Annotated in this window: 17 protein-coding genes; 10 read left to right on the top strand and 7 right to left on the bottom strand. The window is 63.7% G+C overall.

Annotated elements, in window-relative coordinates:
• Positions 1-339: 339 nt before the first annotated feature.
• Positions 340-987, top strand: coding sequence for a molybdenum cofactor guanylyltransferase MobA (gene mobA, locus CRO48_RS08855; RefSeq protein WP_245423472.1), 648 nt, complete (start codon positions 340-342; stop codon positions 985-987).
• A complete protein-coding gene (gene mobB, locus CRO48_RS08850; RefSeq protein WP_097138281.1) occupies positions 984-1,517 on the top strand; it encodes a molybdopterin-guanine dinucleotide biosynthesis protein B in 534 nt (177 codons plus the stop codon). Before mobA ends, mobB begins: the two co-directional genes overlap by 4 nt.
• A 51-nt stretch (positions 1,518-1,568) precedes the next feature.
• Here the strand turns inward: mobB and CRO48_RS32135 are convergent, their stop codons facing one another.
• Positions 1,569-2,558, bottom strand: coding sequence for an OmpA family protein (locus tag CRO48_RS32135; protein ID WP_176526698.1), 990 nt, complete (start codon positions 2,556-2,558; stop codon positions 1,569-1,571).
• Positions 2,559-2,829: 271 nt separating this feature from the next.
• The gene (locus tag CRO48_RS32130; protein ID WP_176526697.1) at positions 2,830-3,759 is read right to left on the bottom strand and encodes a hypothetical protein; all 930 of its coding nucleotides are present in this window, start codon (positions 3,757-3,759) and stop codon (positions 2,830-2,832) included.
• A gap of 357 nt (positions 3,760-4,116) precedes the next feature.
• On the opposite strand from CRO48_RS32130, the gene CRO48_RS08840 reads away from it, so the two are divergent.
• From CRO48_RS08840 to CRO48_RS08825, 4 genes are all read left to right on the top strand, one after another.
• On the top strand, positions 4,117-4,899 hold the full coding sequence (locus CRO48_RS08840; RefSeq protein ID WP_097138277.1) for an ABC transporter substrate-binding protein: 783 nt from the start codon (positions 4,117-4,119) through the stop codon (positions 4,897-4,899).
• A 171-nt stretch (positions 4,900-5,070) separates the two neighbouring features.
• On the top strand, positions 5,071-5,874 hold the full coding sequence (locus CRO48_RS08835) for an ABC transporter permease (RefSeq protein ID WP_097138274.1): 804 nt from the start codon (positions 5,071-5,073) through the stop codon (positions 5,872-5,874).
• The gene (locus tag CRO48_RS08830; RefSeq protein WP_097138272.1) at positions 5,871-6,701 is read left to right on the top strand and encodes an ABC transporter permease; all 831 of its coding nucleotides are present in this window, start codon (positions 5,871-5,873) and stop codon (positions 6,699-6,701) included. The genes CRO48_RS08835 and CRO48_RS08830 overlap by 4 nt, the downstream gene beginning before the upstream one ends.
• A 157-nt stretch (positions 6,702-6,858) precedes the next feature.
• Positions 6,859-7,125, top strand: coding sequence for an usg protein (locus CRO48_RS08825; protein WP_097138270.1), 267 nt, complete (start codon positions 6,859-6,861; stop codon positions 7,123-7,125).
• A 77-nt stretch (positions 7,126-7,202) separates the two neighbouring features.
• On the opposite strand, the gene CRO48_RS08820 is transcribed toward CRO48_RS08825, so the two are convergent.
• Complete coding sequence (locus CRO48_RS08820) at positions 7,203-7,928, bottom strand: DUF2270 domain-containing protein (protein WP_097138268.1); 726 nt, start codon at positions 7,926-7,928, stop codon at positions 7,203-7,205.
• Positions 7,929-8,074: 146 nt separating this feature from the next.
• Here CRO48_RS08820 and CRO48_RS08815 point away from each other — a divergent pair, with 146 nt between their 5' ends.
• The 4 genes from CRO48_RS08815 (at position 8,075) to CRO48_RS08800 (ending at position 12,809) form a co-directional block, all read left to right on the top strand.
• Positions 8,075-8,896 (top strand): class I SAM-dependent DNA methyltransferase, encoded by an 822-nt coding sequence (locus CRO48_RS08815; RefSeq protein ID WP_097138266.1) that lies wholly within the window; start codon positions 8,075-8,077, stop codon positions 8,894-8,896.
• A gap of 88 nt (positions 8,897-8,984) precedes the next feature.
• The gene (locus tag CRO48_RS08810) at positions 8,985-10,499 is read left to right on the top strand and encodes a hypothetical protein (protein ID WP_097138264.1); all 1,515 of its coding nucleotides are present in this window, start codon (positions 8,985-8,987) and stop codon (positions 10,497-10,499) included.
• A gap of 71 nt (positions 10,500-10,570) precedes the next feature.
• Positions 10,571-11,857, top strand: a complete 1,287-nt coding sequence (locus CRO48_RS08805; RefSeq protein WP_097138262.1) for an MgtC/SapB family protein — start codon at positions 10,571-10,573, stop codon at positions 11,855-11,857.
• A gap of 79 nt (positions 11,858-11,936) precedes the next feature.
• Positions 11,937-12,809, top strand: a complete 873-nt coding sequence (locus CRO48_RS08800; RefSeq protein WP_097138260.1) for an NAD(P)-dependent oxidoreductase — start codon at positions 11,937-11,939, stop codon at positions 12,807-12,809.
• Between the two features lie 55 nt (positions 12,810-12,864).
• Here the strand turns inward: CRO48_RS08800 and CRO48_RS08795 are convergent, their stop codons facing one another.
• The 4 genes from CRO48_RS08795 to CRO48_RS08780 all read right to left on the bottom strand — a co-directional run bounded on the left by CRO48_RS08795 (position 12,865) and on the right by CRO48_RS08780 (position 15,658).
• Positions 12,865-13,791 (bottom strand): cation diffusion facilitator family transporter, encoded by a 927-nt coding sequence (locus CRO48_RS08795; RefSeq protein ID WP_097138258.1) that lies wholly within the window; start codon positions 13,789-13,791, stop codon positions 12,865-12,867.
• A gap of 66 nt (positions 13,792-13,857) precedes the next feature.
• Positions 13,858-14,346: an Lrp/AsnC family transcriptional regulator gene (locus tag CRO48_RS08790; protein WP_097138740.1), complete on the bottom strand. Its 489-nt coding sequence runs from the start codon at positions 14,344-14,346 to the stop codon at positions 13,858-13,860.
• A gap of 69 nt (positions 14,347-14,415) precedes the next feature.
• Positions 14,416-15,057 carry a uracil-DNA glycosylase family protein gene (locus tag CRO48_RS08785; RefSeq protein WP_245423471.1) on the bottom strand — a complete coding sequence of 214 codons (642 nt, stop codon included), beginning with the start codon at positions 15,055-15,057 and terminating at the stop codon, positions 14,416-14,418.
• Between the two features lie 13 nt (positions 15,058-15,070).
• Entirely contained in the window at positions 15,071-15,658 is a 588-nt protein-coding gene (locus tag CRO48_RS08780; RefSeq protein ID WP_176526696.1) for a thermonuclease family protein, read from the bottom strand.
• Between the last annotated feature and the right edge of the window lie 31 nt (positions 15,659-15,689).

Here is a 15,689-nt window from a genome sequence, read left to right as displayed (position 1 = left end):
TTGCATCCCCGTGAATGGCAGGATCGCCGGTCCTTCGAATAGATCGCCGGCGCAAACTCGGGCGCAGCAGCAAGGAACAAGCGACGGTCGCTGCGAGAAAATCGCGCGCACCGGCCATCCGTCGCATCATGCGAAGGTCTTTCGGGTGACGTAACGATAGGATGCGAACATTAACGAAATGCGAAGCCGGCATTGCAGCATGTTCCGGGTCCGCAGCAGCCCAGGCGCATCGGCGAGAGACTGCAACGGCAGCCCGCCCTTGCAGCGGAAAGCGACAAGACTTGCTATAATTTGCGTAGCAGACTTAATGGCTTGGGACGTCCTGGAGGAATGAGAGCATTGCAGAATTCGGCAGACAGCGGCGCGGCATTTCCCGGCGTCGTCCTTGCGGGAGGCCGCTCCAGCCGCATGGGGCGCAACAAGGCCCTCCTGCAGTTCGGCCCCGAATCGCTCGTCCTTCGCGCCACGCGCCGCCTGACGCCGCAAGTCACGTCCGTCGCGATCAACGCCAACGACCGGACGGCCGAACTGGAGGCGCTCGGCCTTGCGATGTTCGGCGATCTGGACGACAGCCGCAGCGGGCCGCTCGGCGGCATCCTCGCGTCGCTCCGCTACGCCAGCCTCGCCGCCTGGCCCGCCTCGCATGTCGTCACGGTTGCGATCGACAGCCCGTTCTTTCCCGCCGATCTCGTCGCCAGGCTTTCCACCGCAATCGACCGGCCGGACCGTATCGCCGTCGCCGCCTCCAGCGGCGGCCTGCATCCGGTCTTCGGGCTCTGGCCGCGTTCGCTTGCCGACGACCTGGAGCGCTGGCTGAGCGGCGGGCAGAGCCTGCGGCTGCGCGACTGGCTCGCCCGCCATGGCGCCAACGAGGTGCATTTTCCCGACCACGATACCCGGCTTGGCCGGCTCGATCCGTTCTTCAACATCAACACGCGGGCCGATCTCGCCGCCGCGCAGCACTGGCTGGGAGCAATCGACCCATGACGGCAACACGTCCCCGGATTTTCGGTATCGCCGGCTGGAAGAACTCCGGCAAGACAGGGCTCGCCGTGCGCCTTGTCGAGACGCTCGTTTCGCGCGGCTATCGCGTGTCGACCATCAAGCATGCGCATCACGACTTCGATATCGACAAGGTCGGCGCCGACAGCTACCGCCACCGCCAGGCGGGCGCGCATGAAGTGACGATCGTATCCGGCACCCGCTTTGCCATCATGCACGAGTTGCGCGGCGAGCCCGAGCCGAGCTTCGAGGCCATCCTCGCCCGGATCGCTCCCTGCGACCTGGTGCTGATCGAGGGCTACAAGCGCGAGCCGATCCCCAAGATCGAGGCGCGGCGGCTGGAGGCCGCCAACCGGACGCCACTGGCGCCGCAGGATCCCCATATCGTCGCGATCGCCGCCGACCATCGCATCGAGGACAGCGCCCTGCCCGTCTTCGATCTCGACGATACCGACGCGATTGCGGACTTCGTCATTCGCACCGTCGGGCTGGATACGCCCGAGAGCCGGACATAGAAAGGCCGCCGGATCGCTCCGGCGGCCTCTCATTTCCCTTCACGTCCCGCCTCACTCCGCCGATGCGACCGGCTTGACCAGCGGGGTCACGCGACGGATGGTGACGCGGCGGTTGAGCTGTTCCGGCCCGTCCGTCACCACCTTCAGATAGCGCTCGCCGTAACCCTGCGTCGACAGGTTCTCCGGCGGAATGTCATAGACGTCAGTCAGAAGGTTCGCCACCGCTTCCGCCCGCTCGTCGGAGAGGATCAGGTTCGATTCGTCCGAGCCGACCGCGTCGGTGTGGCCTTCGATCAGGAAGGTCTCGCTCGGATCCTCGTCGAGCACTTCGTTGATCGCGTCGGCGACCTGCCGCAGCGTCGATGCCTGCTCCATCGAGATGTCGGCGCTTCCGGTCGCAAACGTGATCGTGTCGAGATCGATGCGGCGGACCTTGTCGCGGATACGCGCCGAATACTTCACTTCGTCCAGCGTGTAGACGCGTTCGACCGGTTCGACCGGAGGCAGATCGAGGAACGCGCGGTAGTCCCGGTCGTAGTCGGACGACGTGTCGATGATGTACTCGTCGACGGGCACGGTGAGGCGCATCGGCGGCAGGTCGAGGCCGGGATCATAGAACGGGCGGTCATCCACGTAGTCGACCTCCGGCACGTAGTAGAGCACATATTCCCGATCGCCGACGAAGCGCGAGCGCTGGATGACGGTGCCGTACTCGTTGCGGATCGTTACCACCCGGACGCCACCGGGACGCTCGATCGTTTCGCGGACGCGTCCGCCGCGCAGGTTTTCGTAGTAGGTGTCGCCGCCCCGGCGCGACAGGCGGTCGCTGTCGTAGTGGCGCACGAAGGTGCGGTTGTCGATGTTGTAGATGACGCGATTGTCCTCGCGCCGGCCGATGCGCACGTTGTCCGGATCGCGATAGTCCGGCCTGCGGTCGCGCCGCTCGCCGCGCTCGCGGTCGATCGCTTCCCGACGCTCGTAGCTGCGGCGGTTGCCGTCTCGGTCGACCTGGGCGTCGGCATCGGATCGGGGCACGCGCACGCTGACATTGCGGCGCTCTTCCTCGCGCTTCCTGCGGCTTTCCTCCCGGGACTCGCGCGATCCGGCGCGGCGGTCGGCGTCCTTGTCGCTGTCGAGAACGGCCGCGCCGCCAACGACGGGGAGGTCGATCGTCTTGGTCGTGCGCGAGGGATCGCGGGCGATGCGCTCGCGCTCGGGATCACGCTCGCGGCGCGGGCGGTCGCGGTTGTCCTCCGAGGTGCGGCGATCGCGATCCGCCTCGGCCTTCTGGCGACGCTCCTCGCGCGCCTTTTCACGATCGGACTTCTCGCGATCGGCCTGGTTCCGATCCTGCGCGCCGCGATTCTGGCCGGCATCCTTCCGGTCGCCATCCTTCCTGTCCCCCGGCGTTCCGGTCTGACGCGTTCCGGTCCGGCTGGTTGCGATCGTCGTTGCGGTTCTGCTGATCGGCTTCGCGCTGTTTGCGACGCTCCTCGCGGGCCTTCTCGCGGTCGGACTGCTGCTCTTTCTGCGCCGGCCGGCTCTGGCCTTCGCCCTGCTGCTCGGCCTGCTTGCGCTCGCGGTTGGGCTTGCCCTGTTCTTCGTTGCCGCCGCCCTGCTGGGCTTCGCGCTGCTTGCGGCGCTCCTCGCGGGCCTTCTCGCGGTCGGACTGCTGCTCTTTCTGCGCCGGCCGGCTCTGGCCTTCGCCCTGCTGCTCGGCCTGCTTGCGCTCGCGGTTGGGCTTGCCCTGCTCTTCGTTGCCGCCGCCCTGCTGGGCTTCGCGCTGCTTGCGGCGCTCCTCGCGGGCCTTCTCGCGGTCGGACTTCTGTTCCTGCTGTGCAGACTTGCCCTGGCTCTCGCCCTCCTGGTCGCGCTGCTTGCGCTCGCGGTTCGGCTTGCCCTGTTCTTCGTTGCCGCCGCCCTGCTGGGCTTCGCGCTGCTTGCGGCGCTCTTCGCGGGCTTTCTCGCGGTCGGACTTCTGCTCGCCGTCCTGCGCCTGCTCGCGGTTCTTCTTGCGCTCCTGCTGCTGACCGCCCTGCTGTTGCTGTTCCTGACGCTGCTGACGGCGCAGCTTGCGCTGCTCCTCTTCGGAAAGATCGCCGTCATTCGACTGGACGAGAATCACGCCCTGCGCGTCACCCACCGGCTGCATGGCGCGATACGGAGCCGCATAAGCAGGCTGCAACAGCATCGACGCAATCGGCAGCGCGACCGTGGCAAGCAGTTTGGTTCGATTACCCATAATGTCTTCCTTGTCTCCGATGATCCCATCGTGGCGAGCGGTGAATCAATGATTCCGGGCGATTTTGTGTTTCAACCGCAGCATCCGGTTCGTCACGTAGAGCCTATCCACACCCGCTGAACTGCCGATGAACGCCGCGTTACCTCCACATTCATGCAGGCTCGTAATGAACGTCGGACGCCACCAACGGTTCCGAAATCCACAAGGCTGCGACGGCACTTTATTTGTCATCCGATTAGCCGTTGATTTTTGCTCTGTAAGCAGTCGATTATCTGCCCAATCGGACCACACCGGCGTCCGTACGCATACCGGCGAAAATGAAAACAAACCCGCCGGATCAAAAAAGAGAGGATCGAAATGCGCATTTCAAAACGTCTCACCATGGCAGCGTCCGCCGCCGTCTTCACGCTGATGGCAGGTGCTGCGATGGCCGATGGTGAAAAAATCATTATCGGAACCGAAGGCGCCTACCCGCCCTTCAACAATCTTGAAGCGGACGGCACGCTGACCGGCTTCGACATCGACATTGCCAAGGCGCTTTGCGAAGAGATGAAGGCCGAGTGCACCTTCGTCACCCAGGACTGGGACGGCATCATTCCGGCCCTCGAAGCCAAGAAGTTCGATGCCATCATCGCTTCGATGTCGATCACCGAAGAGAGAAAGCAGAAGGTCGACTTCTCCGCCAAGTACTATAACACGCCGCCGGCGATCGTGGTCCCGAAGGACTCCGACATCACCGCCGCGACCCCGGAAGCGCTTGCCGGAAAGATGCTCGGCGCGCAGTCCTCGACCACCCATTCCAACTATGCCGAAGCGCATATGAAGGATGCGGAGCTCAAGCTCTATCCGACGGCCGACGAGTACAAGCTCGACATCGCAAACGGCCGCATCGACGCCGTCATCGATGACGTGGTCGTGCTTTCCGAATGGCTGAAGAGTGATGACGGCGCATGCTGCAAACTGCTCGGCACGTTGCCGGTCGACCCGGTCATCAACGGCGACGGCGCGGGCATAGCGGTGCGCAAGGGCGAGACCGATCTTGCCGACAAGTTCACCAAGGCCATCGCCGGAATCCGCGCCAGCGGCAAGTACCAGGAAATCAACGCCAAGTACTTCCCCTTCGACGTCTACGGCGAGTGATCTGCCGCCCGGCCATGCCGGCGTTTTGTGAGCCGATAAGGGGCCGATAACGGCATTCTGTGGACGGGAGGGCTTGCCCTCCTGTCTTTTTTGTTTGAGAACAGCCTGAAATGAAGGGCGTTTCGAGGCGCCTTAACGACGAGCGCAAAGCGCCGTGGGGGTTCTTTTGGCATGAGCGGGTTCTTTTCCGCCATAGCGGAGGCGGTCTCCGCATTCTTAGGTTTCATCGATCCACTCTGCGGTCCGGCCGGCCTGTTTCGCTGGTTCGCCGAGGGGACCCTGCTTGCCTGCGGCGACGCCGGCTGGGGGGACGAGATCGCGGTGGGCTTCCTCGTCACCGCAAGCCTTGCCGTCGCGACGCTGCCGGTCGGTCTTCTGCTCGGCTTCTTCATAGCGCTGGCCAAGCAATCCCAGGAACGCTCGCTGCGGCTGTCCGCCGACATCTACACCACCATCTTTCGCGGCCTGCCGGAACTCCTGACGCTGTTCATCGTCTATTACGGCCTGCAGATTCTCGTGCAGAACCTGCTTTCCGCGCTCGGTTACCAGGGGGCGATCGAGATCAACGCCTTCTTCGCCGGCATGATCGCGCTGGGCGTCGTCTTTTCCGCCTATTGTTCGGAGGTGTTGCTGTCGGCCTTCAAGGCGATACCGCGCGGACAGTACGAGGCCGGCTACGCGCTCGGCCTGCATCATGGCCGCACGATGCGCCTCGTCATCCTGCCGCAACTCATCCGTGTCGCCCTTCCGGGGCTCGGCAACCTCTGGATGGCGCTGTTGAAAGATACCGCACTCGTTTCCGTAGTCGGCCTGACCGACATCCTGCGGCAGACCGGAATTGCCGCACGCGTCACCAAGGAAGCCTTCCTCTTCTACAGCATCGCCTGCGCGCTGTTCCTCGTCCTTGCGTTCCTGTCGTCGCTTGCTTTTTCAGCCATTGAAAGCCGCGTGAAGCGTTCGGAGGTACGCCGATGAGCGTCGTCACCAGCCTCATCCCGCCGCAGGCCCCGCCACCCGCACCTGCCCAGCCCTATACGCTCTCCCGCTTCTTCGGCAGCGTCGCCCTCGGGATATGGCTTGCGCTGGCCGTCGGCATCTTCCTGACGGTCGTCGACGGGTGGGACCCCGACAAGTTCGCCAAGTACGGACCGAGCTACCTGTCCGGCCTCGGCGTTACGCTTCTGCTGGTCTCGCTATCGGTGACGCTCGGGGCGCTCGTTTCTCTGCCGATCGCGTTTGCCCGGATGTCGAAAAACAAGGTGCTGTCCTGGCTGGCCTATGGCTATGTCTATTTCTTTCGCGGCACGCCGCTCCTGACCCAGCTGTTTCTCGTCTATTACGGGCTCGGCAGCTTCTCGGCCGAACTGAAGGCGCTTGGTCTGTGGGGCTTCTTCCGCGACGCCTGGAACTGCGCGCTGCTGACCTTCACGCTCAACACCGCCGCCTACCAGGCGGAAATCCTTCGCGGCGCCATCGAAAGCGTGCCGCGTGGCCAGCACGAGGGCGCCGCCTCGCTCGGCCTGCCGAAGCGGGTGACCTTCTTCAAGGTCATCCTGCCGCAGGCGCTGATCGTGGCGCTTCGCCCCTATGGCAACGAGATCATCCTGATGATAAAGGGTTCTGCCATCGTCGCGATCGTCACCGTCTTCGACCTGATGGGCGAAACGCGGCGGGCATTCTCCCGCACCTTCGACTATCAGACCTATCTGTGGGCAGCGCTTCTCTACCTGATGATCGTCGAGATCATCCGCAACCTGTGGGCCTGGTTCGAAGCCCGCCTGACGCGGCATCTCAAGCGCTGATGCGTCAGCGGACACTTTGGCAGCACTCGCACCTAAATGCTGCCAAAGTCTTGTTTTAAATGAAATATTTCTTTTCATAGACGATAATCAGCAATTGATTAACCGTTGTGACGGCTCAATCATAAGGACCATCTTTCGCGACGAAATGAGGTCCTGAATGACGCCTGAACTGGAAATGCAGCTCAAGGGATACGGCCTGACGACGGCGCAAATCCTCTACCGCATGCCCGACCATCCTACCCTGCTCCAGACATACGTTTGGCAGCACTACGACCTGGCACCGGACTTCCCGGAAATGCGCCACTTCCTCAAATTCTGGCAGGAGGAACTGGACGGACCGCTTCATTCGGTACGCTACGTTCATCGCAAGCTGATTTCGGCGACGGAGTGGCGGGCCCTGAAGGGCGAACTGATCATACATTGACCGGTGGGCCACGGGCGCCGGTCCGCGGGTACGATGGGCAGGGCCGGCAGCGCCCGCCGCACATCTCTGCGGATGTGTCAGACATGCGCCTCGCCGCGCACCCGTTCACTCTCCTCGCGGTCCTGATGCAGCACGCCGATCAGAATGAGGCCATAGAGGCACGCCACCAGTGTCAGGACCGCGCCGCCGGGAACGGGGCCGAGCGCGGCGTTCTTCAGCACCTGATTGAACGACAGGGCGACGTCGAAGGTGCCGGTTCCATCCGTCATCATGGAAGAGGATATCTTCAGCACCCAGGCCAGAAGCAAGATCAGATACATCCATGAATAGTTCCGCCTGAGCCTTCGGCACATCGCGTTACGATAGCTGATGAGAAAATGCGGCTTGCGCAGGCTGCTGGCGATCGAGGCGGCCCAGTCAGGCGCCAGATCGCCGCGCGGATGCAGGAACTCGGCGAAATACCGCTTCTCGATCTGGCGCACCCGTGTCCGGTAGAGGTCGAAGAAGCGATAGCGCCGGGCCTCGATCAGAAGCAGCAGCGAGACCAGCAGCATCGCAAAGAGGAGAACACCATGGTGGGAACTCGGCGTGGATAGCGAGACCGACAGCAGCGCCGCCACGACCGTAATCGCCCAGTTCGTCGTCCGGTCGATCCTGTCGCGCCAGCCCGCCATGCGTGCGATCTCGCCACGATAGTAGTGCACCATCAGGTTGATCGCCTCGATGGACGTGGCAGGCAGGGCGGGAGACCGCGCCAACTCCGTCTCTGTCTGTGTCGAGAACGCCGCAACCTCGCCAGGCATCTTTTCCTCCCATATTCCTATTTATGTTGAAGGGAATCATGCTCTTCTTTGTTCCGATTGTGAAATGTCATTTTCGGCTTACACCTCGAAGGCGCTCGGCGGACGTGCGCATTGCAAAACGGCTTCGCGGGCCCTATGAGACAGCCATGAAGAAGATCGACGAAGAAGCGCTTGCGGAAGCCTATAACCGCGCCCTTGCCCTGGAAAAGTCCGGCGATTTCGATGCGGCGGCGGCGGCCTATGCGCAGGTGCTGGCGCTCGATCCGGAAGATCACGGCGGGGCTGCCGTACGGCTCGCCTCGATGGGACGCGGCGACACGCCGGAAAAGGCGCCGGATGCCTATGTGGCGACGTTGTTCGACCAGCACGCGGAAGTCTTCGAGGATGTGCTCGTCGAACAGCTCGGCTATGCCGTGCCGGTCCTGGTGCGGCAGCGGCTGCAGGCGCTGGAGCTCGGCCCGTTCAAGCGGATGCTCGATCTCGGCTGCGGCACCGGCTTGACCGGCGGCGCGCTGCGCGACATGTGCGAAGACATCACCGGCGTCGATCTGTCGGAAAACATGGTCGAAGTCGCCCATGAAAAAGATCTCTACGAAACGCTCTATGTCTCAGAGGCCGTGGATTTCCTCGACGACAATGATGACGAGCCGTTCGACCTGATCACTGCAACCGACGTGCTGCCCTATCTCGGCGCGCTCGAGCCGCTGTTCTTCGGTGCTGCGGACAATCTCGTCCCCGGCGGCCTTTTCATCTTCTCCTCGGAGACCCTGCCGGATGAAAGCTTTGCCGGCCGGGGGTTCATGGTCGGCCTGCACCAGCGCTTCGCCCACGCCGAGCGCTATGTCCGCGAGCGCCTCGACGCCACCGGCTTCGATCTCGTCGAGATCTCCGACATCACCGTCCGCATGGAAGAAGGCGAACCGATCGCCGGCCACCTTGTGATCGCCCGCTACCGCGGCGAGCAATAAAGCAACTCATGATTGCATCCGGTTTCTGGAGCGGATGCAGGAAACCTTCTAGTTTTGCGCCTGTATCTCGCTACGGGGGGCGACGAAGATGGAAGGCGCGGGGGCGGCATCCGACATTGCGACCTATGGATATCTCCTGGGGCCGCTGCTTTACGCATGGGACCAAATCAACGGCTGGGCGTTGCTGATCGCAATCCTGACGCCGGCGCTGATCATTTTCAGCCGCCAGGAGATCCGCGTAAAGCGCGTCCGGCAGATCTACGACTTCGAACACACGTTCGGCAGCATCCTCGAATCGGGAAAAGACAGACGGATCAATCCGTCACTCGAGTTTGTGCGCAGCAAGTATCTGTCAGACATCGATTTCGAGAACGGATGGGATCCGCGCTCGCCTCTGCCCATCGGCCAGCCGCTGGCCGAGCTCCTCATCAAAATTCGCCGGCAGGGGCTGCGGCGAGATCTTCGCCTGTTCCTTTCGGCCATCGGCCTCATTCTGATCGTCTATGTTGGCTTCGTCGCCCTGATGGCCGCTGTCCGTTGCGGCTTTCACAATGCGACGTGTACCTGCGCAACCATCGCGTTTTCCCCCTGCCCGGCGGCCGCCGCGCCGGCCGAGGAAGGAACGCTGAGCTACGGCAATCTGATCGTCATCGGCGCCCTTGCCTTCGCGGGCGCGTATGTCGGCGCCGTCCGAAACTTCCTGCGCAATCTGGCGGTCTACGATCTCAGCTCCTTCACGTTCCTCAAGTACAGCTGCGAAGTCCTGGCCGCGAGCGTCTTCGCCATGATAGCCTTCGCCGCTCTCCCCAATCCGTTCTGGCTGTTCGAACCGCTGAGCGACGGCGCGCAGGCACCTCAGCATGCCGGTCAGATTTCCAGCGTCTGGATCGCGCTTGCTCCCATACTCGGCCTCACACCGCGCTCGGCAACGCAGTTTCTCTACACCAAGACGCGAAATCTGATCAGCTGGTTCAAGTCGGAGGACGACCGGTTCGAGAAGGTGACGCATATCACCCCGATGGACGTGATCGACGGCATCGACTTTGCGACGCGCTTCCGGCTCGAAGATTGCGGCATCTACGACGTGCAGAACCTTGCCGCGGCAAATCCGATCATGCTGCACATCGAGTCCCCCTTCGGCATCTACCAGTGCATCGACTGGGTCGCGCAGGCGCAGCTCTGCCACATCCTCGGCGTCGAGAAGTTCCTGATGATGCGCGAACTCAACATCCGCACCATCTTCGACCTGGAACGAGCGATCGACAGCAAAGGCGAGCCGGACGAAGTGGACACGCTCTATGCGGGGATCCTCTTTGCCGCGACGAACAACCTGCGCGCCATCGCGGAAATCGGCAACGGTCACCCGATGATCATTGAAGACGGCAAGGTCAGCGTCGCCTCCATCGACGACTTCTGCATCTGGGCGCGCAAGGTCATCGGCACCAGTCCCGAGCAGACCACCAAATGCATCGAGCATGTCATGCGCTGGATCGGCGACGATCTCCATGTGCGCCGCCGGCGGCTGATCTGGAACGACATCTCCGATTCCCTCGGCCCGAGGGCCGTCCGTCTCATGGACGTCAAGCCCGAAGACACGCCGTAGAACGTCGGGTAGACGCCACCGGTCGATCCTCAATAGCTTGCTCCCGCCGCCGGCGCGGATATGCTGGCGGAATGGACACTGTCGATGCCTTTCAGCGCCTTGGCGTGGCGCTCGCGATCGGACTGCTCATCGGCATCGAGCGGGGCTGGCAGGAGCGTGAGGTCCGCCCCGGCGGCCGCACCGCCGGCGTACGGACGTTCACGCTGATCGGACTGCTCGGCGGCCTCGCCGGCTATCTTCAGCCGTCGCTCGGAACGACGTTTTCGATCTCGCTGCTCGTCCTCGTGGGCGCGATCTACACGCTGCTCAAGTGGCGTGAGGCGAGCGAGGACGGCGACTACAGCATCACCGGCCACATCGCAGCGCTCGTCGTCTTCGCACTCGGCGCGCTCGCCGTCACCGGCGACCAGGCGGTCGCCGCTGCTGGCGGCGTGGCGGCGGCGGCAATGCTGGCGGCCCGGACCCGGCTACACGGCTTCCTCCGGCGGCTGACCTGGGTGGAGTTGCGGTCCGCACTCGTGCTTCTCGCCATGACGTTGATCGCCCTGCCGCTCTTGCCCGACCGCACCGTCGATCCGTGGGACGCGCTGAACCCGCACAGCCTGTGGCTGATGACCGTCATGATCGCGGCCCTCTCCTATGCCGGCTATGTGGCCGTGCGCGTGGCTGGCCCCCATCGCGGCATCCTGTTTGCGGGCGCTGCCGGCGGCCTCGTCTCCTCGACCGCCCTCACCCTCTCCTTCGCCAATTTCGCAAAGGAGACGCCGGAGAACGGGGGCCAGCTCGCCGCCGGCGCCATGATCGCCGGGAGCCTTTCCCTCGGACGCGTCCTCGTCATCACGGCACTGCTTGCCCCGAACCTTGGCGCCGCGCTCGCCGTTTCGCTCTTACCCGCACTGCTGGCCATGCTCGCGGCCGCCTTCTGGTCGATCCGGTACGCGTCGAACAATGCACAAGCGCCGGCACTGAAGCTGAAGAACCCGTTCGAGCTTCGCGTCGTGCTGCAGTTCGGCGCACTGCTCGGCCTGATCATCTGGCTGTCCAAGCTGATCATCGACTATGCAGGATCTGCGATGTTCTACGTCGTCGCGGCCGTTTCGGGCCTGATGGACGTCGACGCGATTACCCTGTCAACGGCCAGAATGACGGCCAACGGCCTCTCGCCTGCTACTGCACTGGACGCCATCCTGATCGCCGCCTGCGTCAACATGGCCGCCAAGGTCGCCCTGGCCGCATCGATCGACGGCAGGGGCGCCTTTCCTGTCCGGCTCGGCCTTGCGACGCTTGCCAGCATCGGCGCAGGTCTCGCCGGCTATCTGCTGCTGCCGCAAACCCTGCTTGCCGGGACGGGACCGTAACCGGCGAAGGTACGCGGCACCCTTTTCCTGCCGCACCGGATCCGATACACCTCGGTGACGTTCAGAGGAGAATTTATGCATGGCACACGTCGCTTTTATCGGTCTCGGGGTCATGGGCTATCCCATGGCCGGCCACCTCAAGGTCAAGGGCGGTCATACGGTTACCGTCTATAACCGGACATCCGCCAAAGCCGAGAAATGGGCGGCGCAATATGGCGGTACGGCAGCGTCCACGCCTGCCGAGGCCGCACGAGACGCCGACTTCGTCTTCGTCTGCGTCGGCAATGACGACGACCTGAGAGAGGTGACGACCGGCAAGGACGGCGCCCTGCAGGGCATGAAGCCCGGCGCGATCCTGATCGACAACACCACCGCGTCGGCGGAAGTGGCACGCGAGCTCTACGAGGCGGCCAAGGCACGCGGCTGCGCCTTCATCGACGCCCCGGTCTCCGGCGGCCAGGCCGGTGCGGAGAACGGCGTGCTTACCGTCATGTGCGGCGGCGACGAGGCGGATTTCGAGAAGGCCCGGCCGGTGATAGAGGCGTATGCACGCATGGTCGGGCTGATGGGAGCGGCCGGCGCCGGCCAGTTGACCAAGATGATCAACCAGATCTGCATCGCCGGCCTCGTCCAGGGCCTGGCCGAAGGCATTCATTTCGGCAAGCGCGCGGGCCTCGATATCGAAAAGGTGGTCGAGGTCATCTCCAAGGGGGCTGCCGGTTCCTGGCAGATGGAAAACCGCCACAAGACGATGAACGAGGGGCGCTACGACTTCGGCTTCGCCGTCGACTGGATGCGCAAGGATCTCGGGATCGTTCTGGCCGAAGCGCGGCGCAACGGCGCAAGGCTCCCGGTGACCGCCGTCGTCGACCAGTTCTATGGCGACGTGCAGGACATGGGCGGCAACCGTTGGGACACCTCGTCGCTGCTCGCACGGCTGGAACGGAAGTAGCCTCGCGGGTCCGAACGCGATCCGGGCAGACGGCAGCGGCCTGCCTGTCGTCTGTCTATTCCGCCCATTCCGGGTCGGCCGTAAAGGCGATCGTCAGCCAGCGATTGTCGATGTCCCCGCCGATTTCCAGGCCCACCTCGTCGCGGATCGCGTCCCATTCCTCGATCCGCTTCGGTGCCATACCGGGCGGGACGATGAAGTACAGCTCGATCTGACGGGCCCGTCCGACGCGCGCGACGTAGGAGCGATGGGAAAGGAAGCCGTGCCTTGCCACCGTTTCCGCCCCGATCCGATCGACCATTTCCTGAAGGTCTGTGGGAGCCAGCAGAAGCACGTCCGCCATCGCCTGTCGCACCGTACCGATCGGCATGGGAATGATCACGAGACAGACCAGGGCCAGCACGGCGGGATCCACATACGGCGCGATCCAGTCATGCGCCGTCCCCTGCAGCGCGTATCCGATCACAAACGCAATGAGCAGCGCCAGGGTGATGCCGCCCGACATTACCCAGGCCTTCGCGTCGAGGGCGACGAAATCCGATTGCAGGCTGCGGTTCGCCCGCGAGCCATACAGGGCCATGCCGAGGCAGGTCACCAGCGTCACGCACGCATAGACGATCGCCAGCCCGAACTCCAGTTCGCGACCGCCGTTCAGGATGCTCGCGATCGCATTGATGAAGGCATAGATGGAAACGGCGATCAGCAGCACGCCGTTGAGGCCAAGGACCATCGGCTCGAGGTGCCAGAATCCCATCGTGAAGCGCCGCGCGAACCGCCCTTTCGGAGACGCACCCTGAACGGACCGCACGATCAGCATCGACACCCACAGGGCCAGTACGGTCATACCGGCATCGGCCAGCGCATAGACGCCGTCGAAGACGATGGAAAAGGAGCCCGACAGCAGACCGAAAACGATGCCGAAGGTGGCGACTGCGACGGTCGCCGCGATCGACATACGCAGCACGCCCTGCTCTGTTCGCATCGTCCCTCCGTCTTCCCACCAGGGGTAGGCGGCGCCGTTGCCGCCACGCGTCTGATGCGCGCCTGCTCAGTCTTCGGCGGACTTCTGGTTGTCGACCGCCATGTAGTCGAGCGGAAGTTCCGTCGTGTACTTGATCTGCTCCATGGCGAAGCTCGATGAGACGTCGCGGATCTCGATGCGCGCGATGAGGCGCTTGTAGAACGCGTCATAAGCCGCGATGTCCGGAACGACCACGCGAAGGAGATAGTCGACGTCGCCGCTCATGCGGTAGAACTCGACCACCTCGGGAAACTCCACGACCACTTCGGAAAAGCGCTTCAGCCACTCAGTCGAATGCGAGCTTGTGCGAATGGACACGAACACCGTCACCTTGGTGTTGACCTTGACGGGGTCGAGCAGCGCCACCCGGCGACGGATGACGCCATCCTCTTCCATCTTCTGGATGCGCCGCCAGCATGGTGTGGTGGACAAACCGACTTTCTTGGCAAGATCGGCCACGGCCAGCGTGGAATCTTCCTGCAGCAGGCGCAAAATCTTGCGGTCGAGACGGTCCATGAATTGCATTCCCCCTTGAAACGAATTTTCTATTTGAACCACCCTCGTGGCAAAAGAAAGAACAAGATTTCAGCTGACAAGTGTTTTCACACGCTTTTGCAGCTCGGGAAGCAGTTCCTCCGCAAACCACGGATTGCGCTTGAGCCAGGCCGTGTTGCGCCAGCTCGGATGCGGCAGCGGCAGGACCGCCGGCTGCGCGTTGCGCCCCAGATGCCACCGCCAGTCCATGACCGTCCCGGTCATCGTCTTGCCCCGCGCAGGGCCGAGATGCCACTTCTGCGCATACTGGCCAATTGCCAGCACAAGCTCGATCTGCGGCATCGCCGCCATGACGCGCGCCCGCCAGTGCGGCGCGCATTCGCGCCGGGGCGGAAGGTCGCTGCCTTTGGCGTCATAACCGGGAAAGCAGAATCCCATCGGCACGATCGCAAAGCGCCCGGGGTCGTAGAATTCCTCGCGGCGGACCTGCAGCCAGTCGCGCAACCGATCGCCGGACGCGTCGTTGAACGGCAGGCCGGTTTCATGAACCCGAAGTCCAGGCGCCTGCCCCGCGATCAATATCCGCGCCTTGCCGGAGATCACCGCGACCGGGCGTGGCTCGTGCGGCAAGCGGAACTGCTGGCCGCCCATCGGATCGTCGCGACAGAGGCGACATCGGGCGATAGCCGCGCCCAGTTGCTCGACGCCGGAGGTGTCGACGACATCGGTCAAGGATGGGCTCGCGCTACTGGAGACCGAAGAACTGGAGCACGGCGGCGAGATAGCCCGCGACCGGCTCATGCGGCTCCTCCTGCGGCCTTCCGTGCTGGCGGCGCCAGTCCTGCGGCATTTCGAACGTGCTGCTCCAAAGTCCCTTGCCTTCCGCCCGGGCCAAAGCCTCGGCCTGCTCATAGTCGCCGTAGGAGACGGCGAGCCCGTCCCGGACCATGCGCTCGCCGACATCCTCCTCGCCGAGACTGCAACGCGCAAGCGTGCGGCTGTATTTGTCCGTACCGATCAGGCTGCAGGCGATGTCGCCGCGGCGCAGCATCTCTGCCAGGTGCGAGCGGGCGGATGCCCCGCAAAGCCAGTCCGCCTCGCCCCTGCGGCAGGATTGAGTCAATTCGGGGGCGTCCATGCCGGACAGACGGATCCGTCGACCGCCGAGCGTCAGCGTATCGCCATCGGCTGCGCGTGCCGCTCCGCCGAGCAGCTCCGCAACCGGCCGCTCGTTCACGCGCGCGGCAATCAGGGCCATCAGGGCCAGAATTGCAACCGTCAGCACCGCATCGCGCCATTTGCCGATCTTCGGCGCGGTTCCATATCCAAACATCGTATGCACCTTCGGGTTCTGCCCCGACCGG

Source organism: Rhizobium subbaraonis (genome assembly GCF_900220975.1).
In the GTDB taxonomy this organism is placed as follows: Bacteria; Pseudomonadota; Alphaproteobacteria; order Rhizobiales; family Rhizobiaceae; genus Mycoplana; species Mycoplana subbaraonis.
This window is presented reverse-complemented; position numbering and strand designations above follow the sequence as displayed.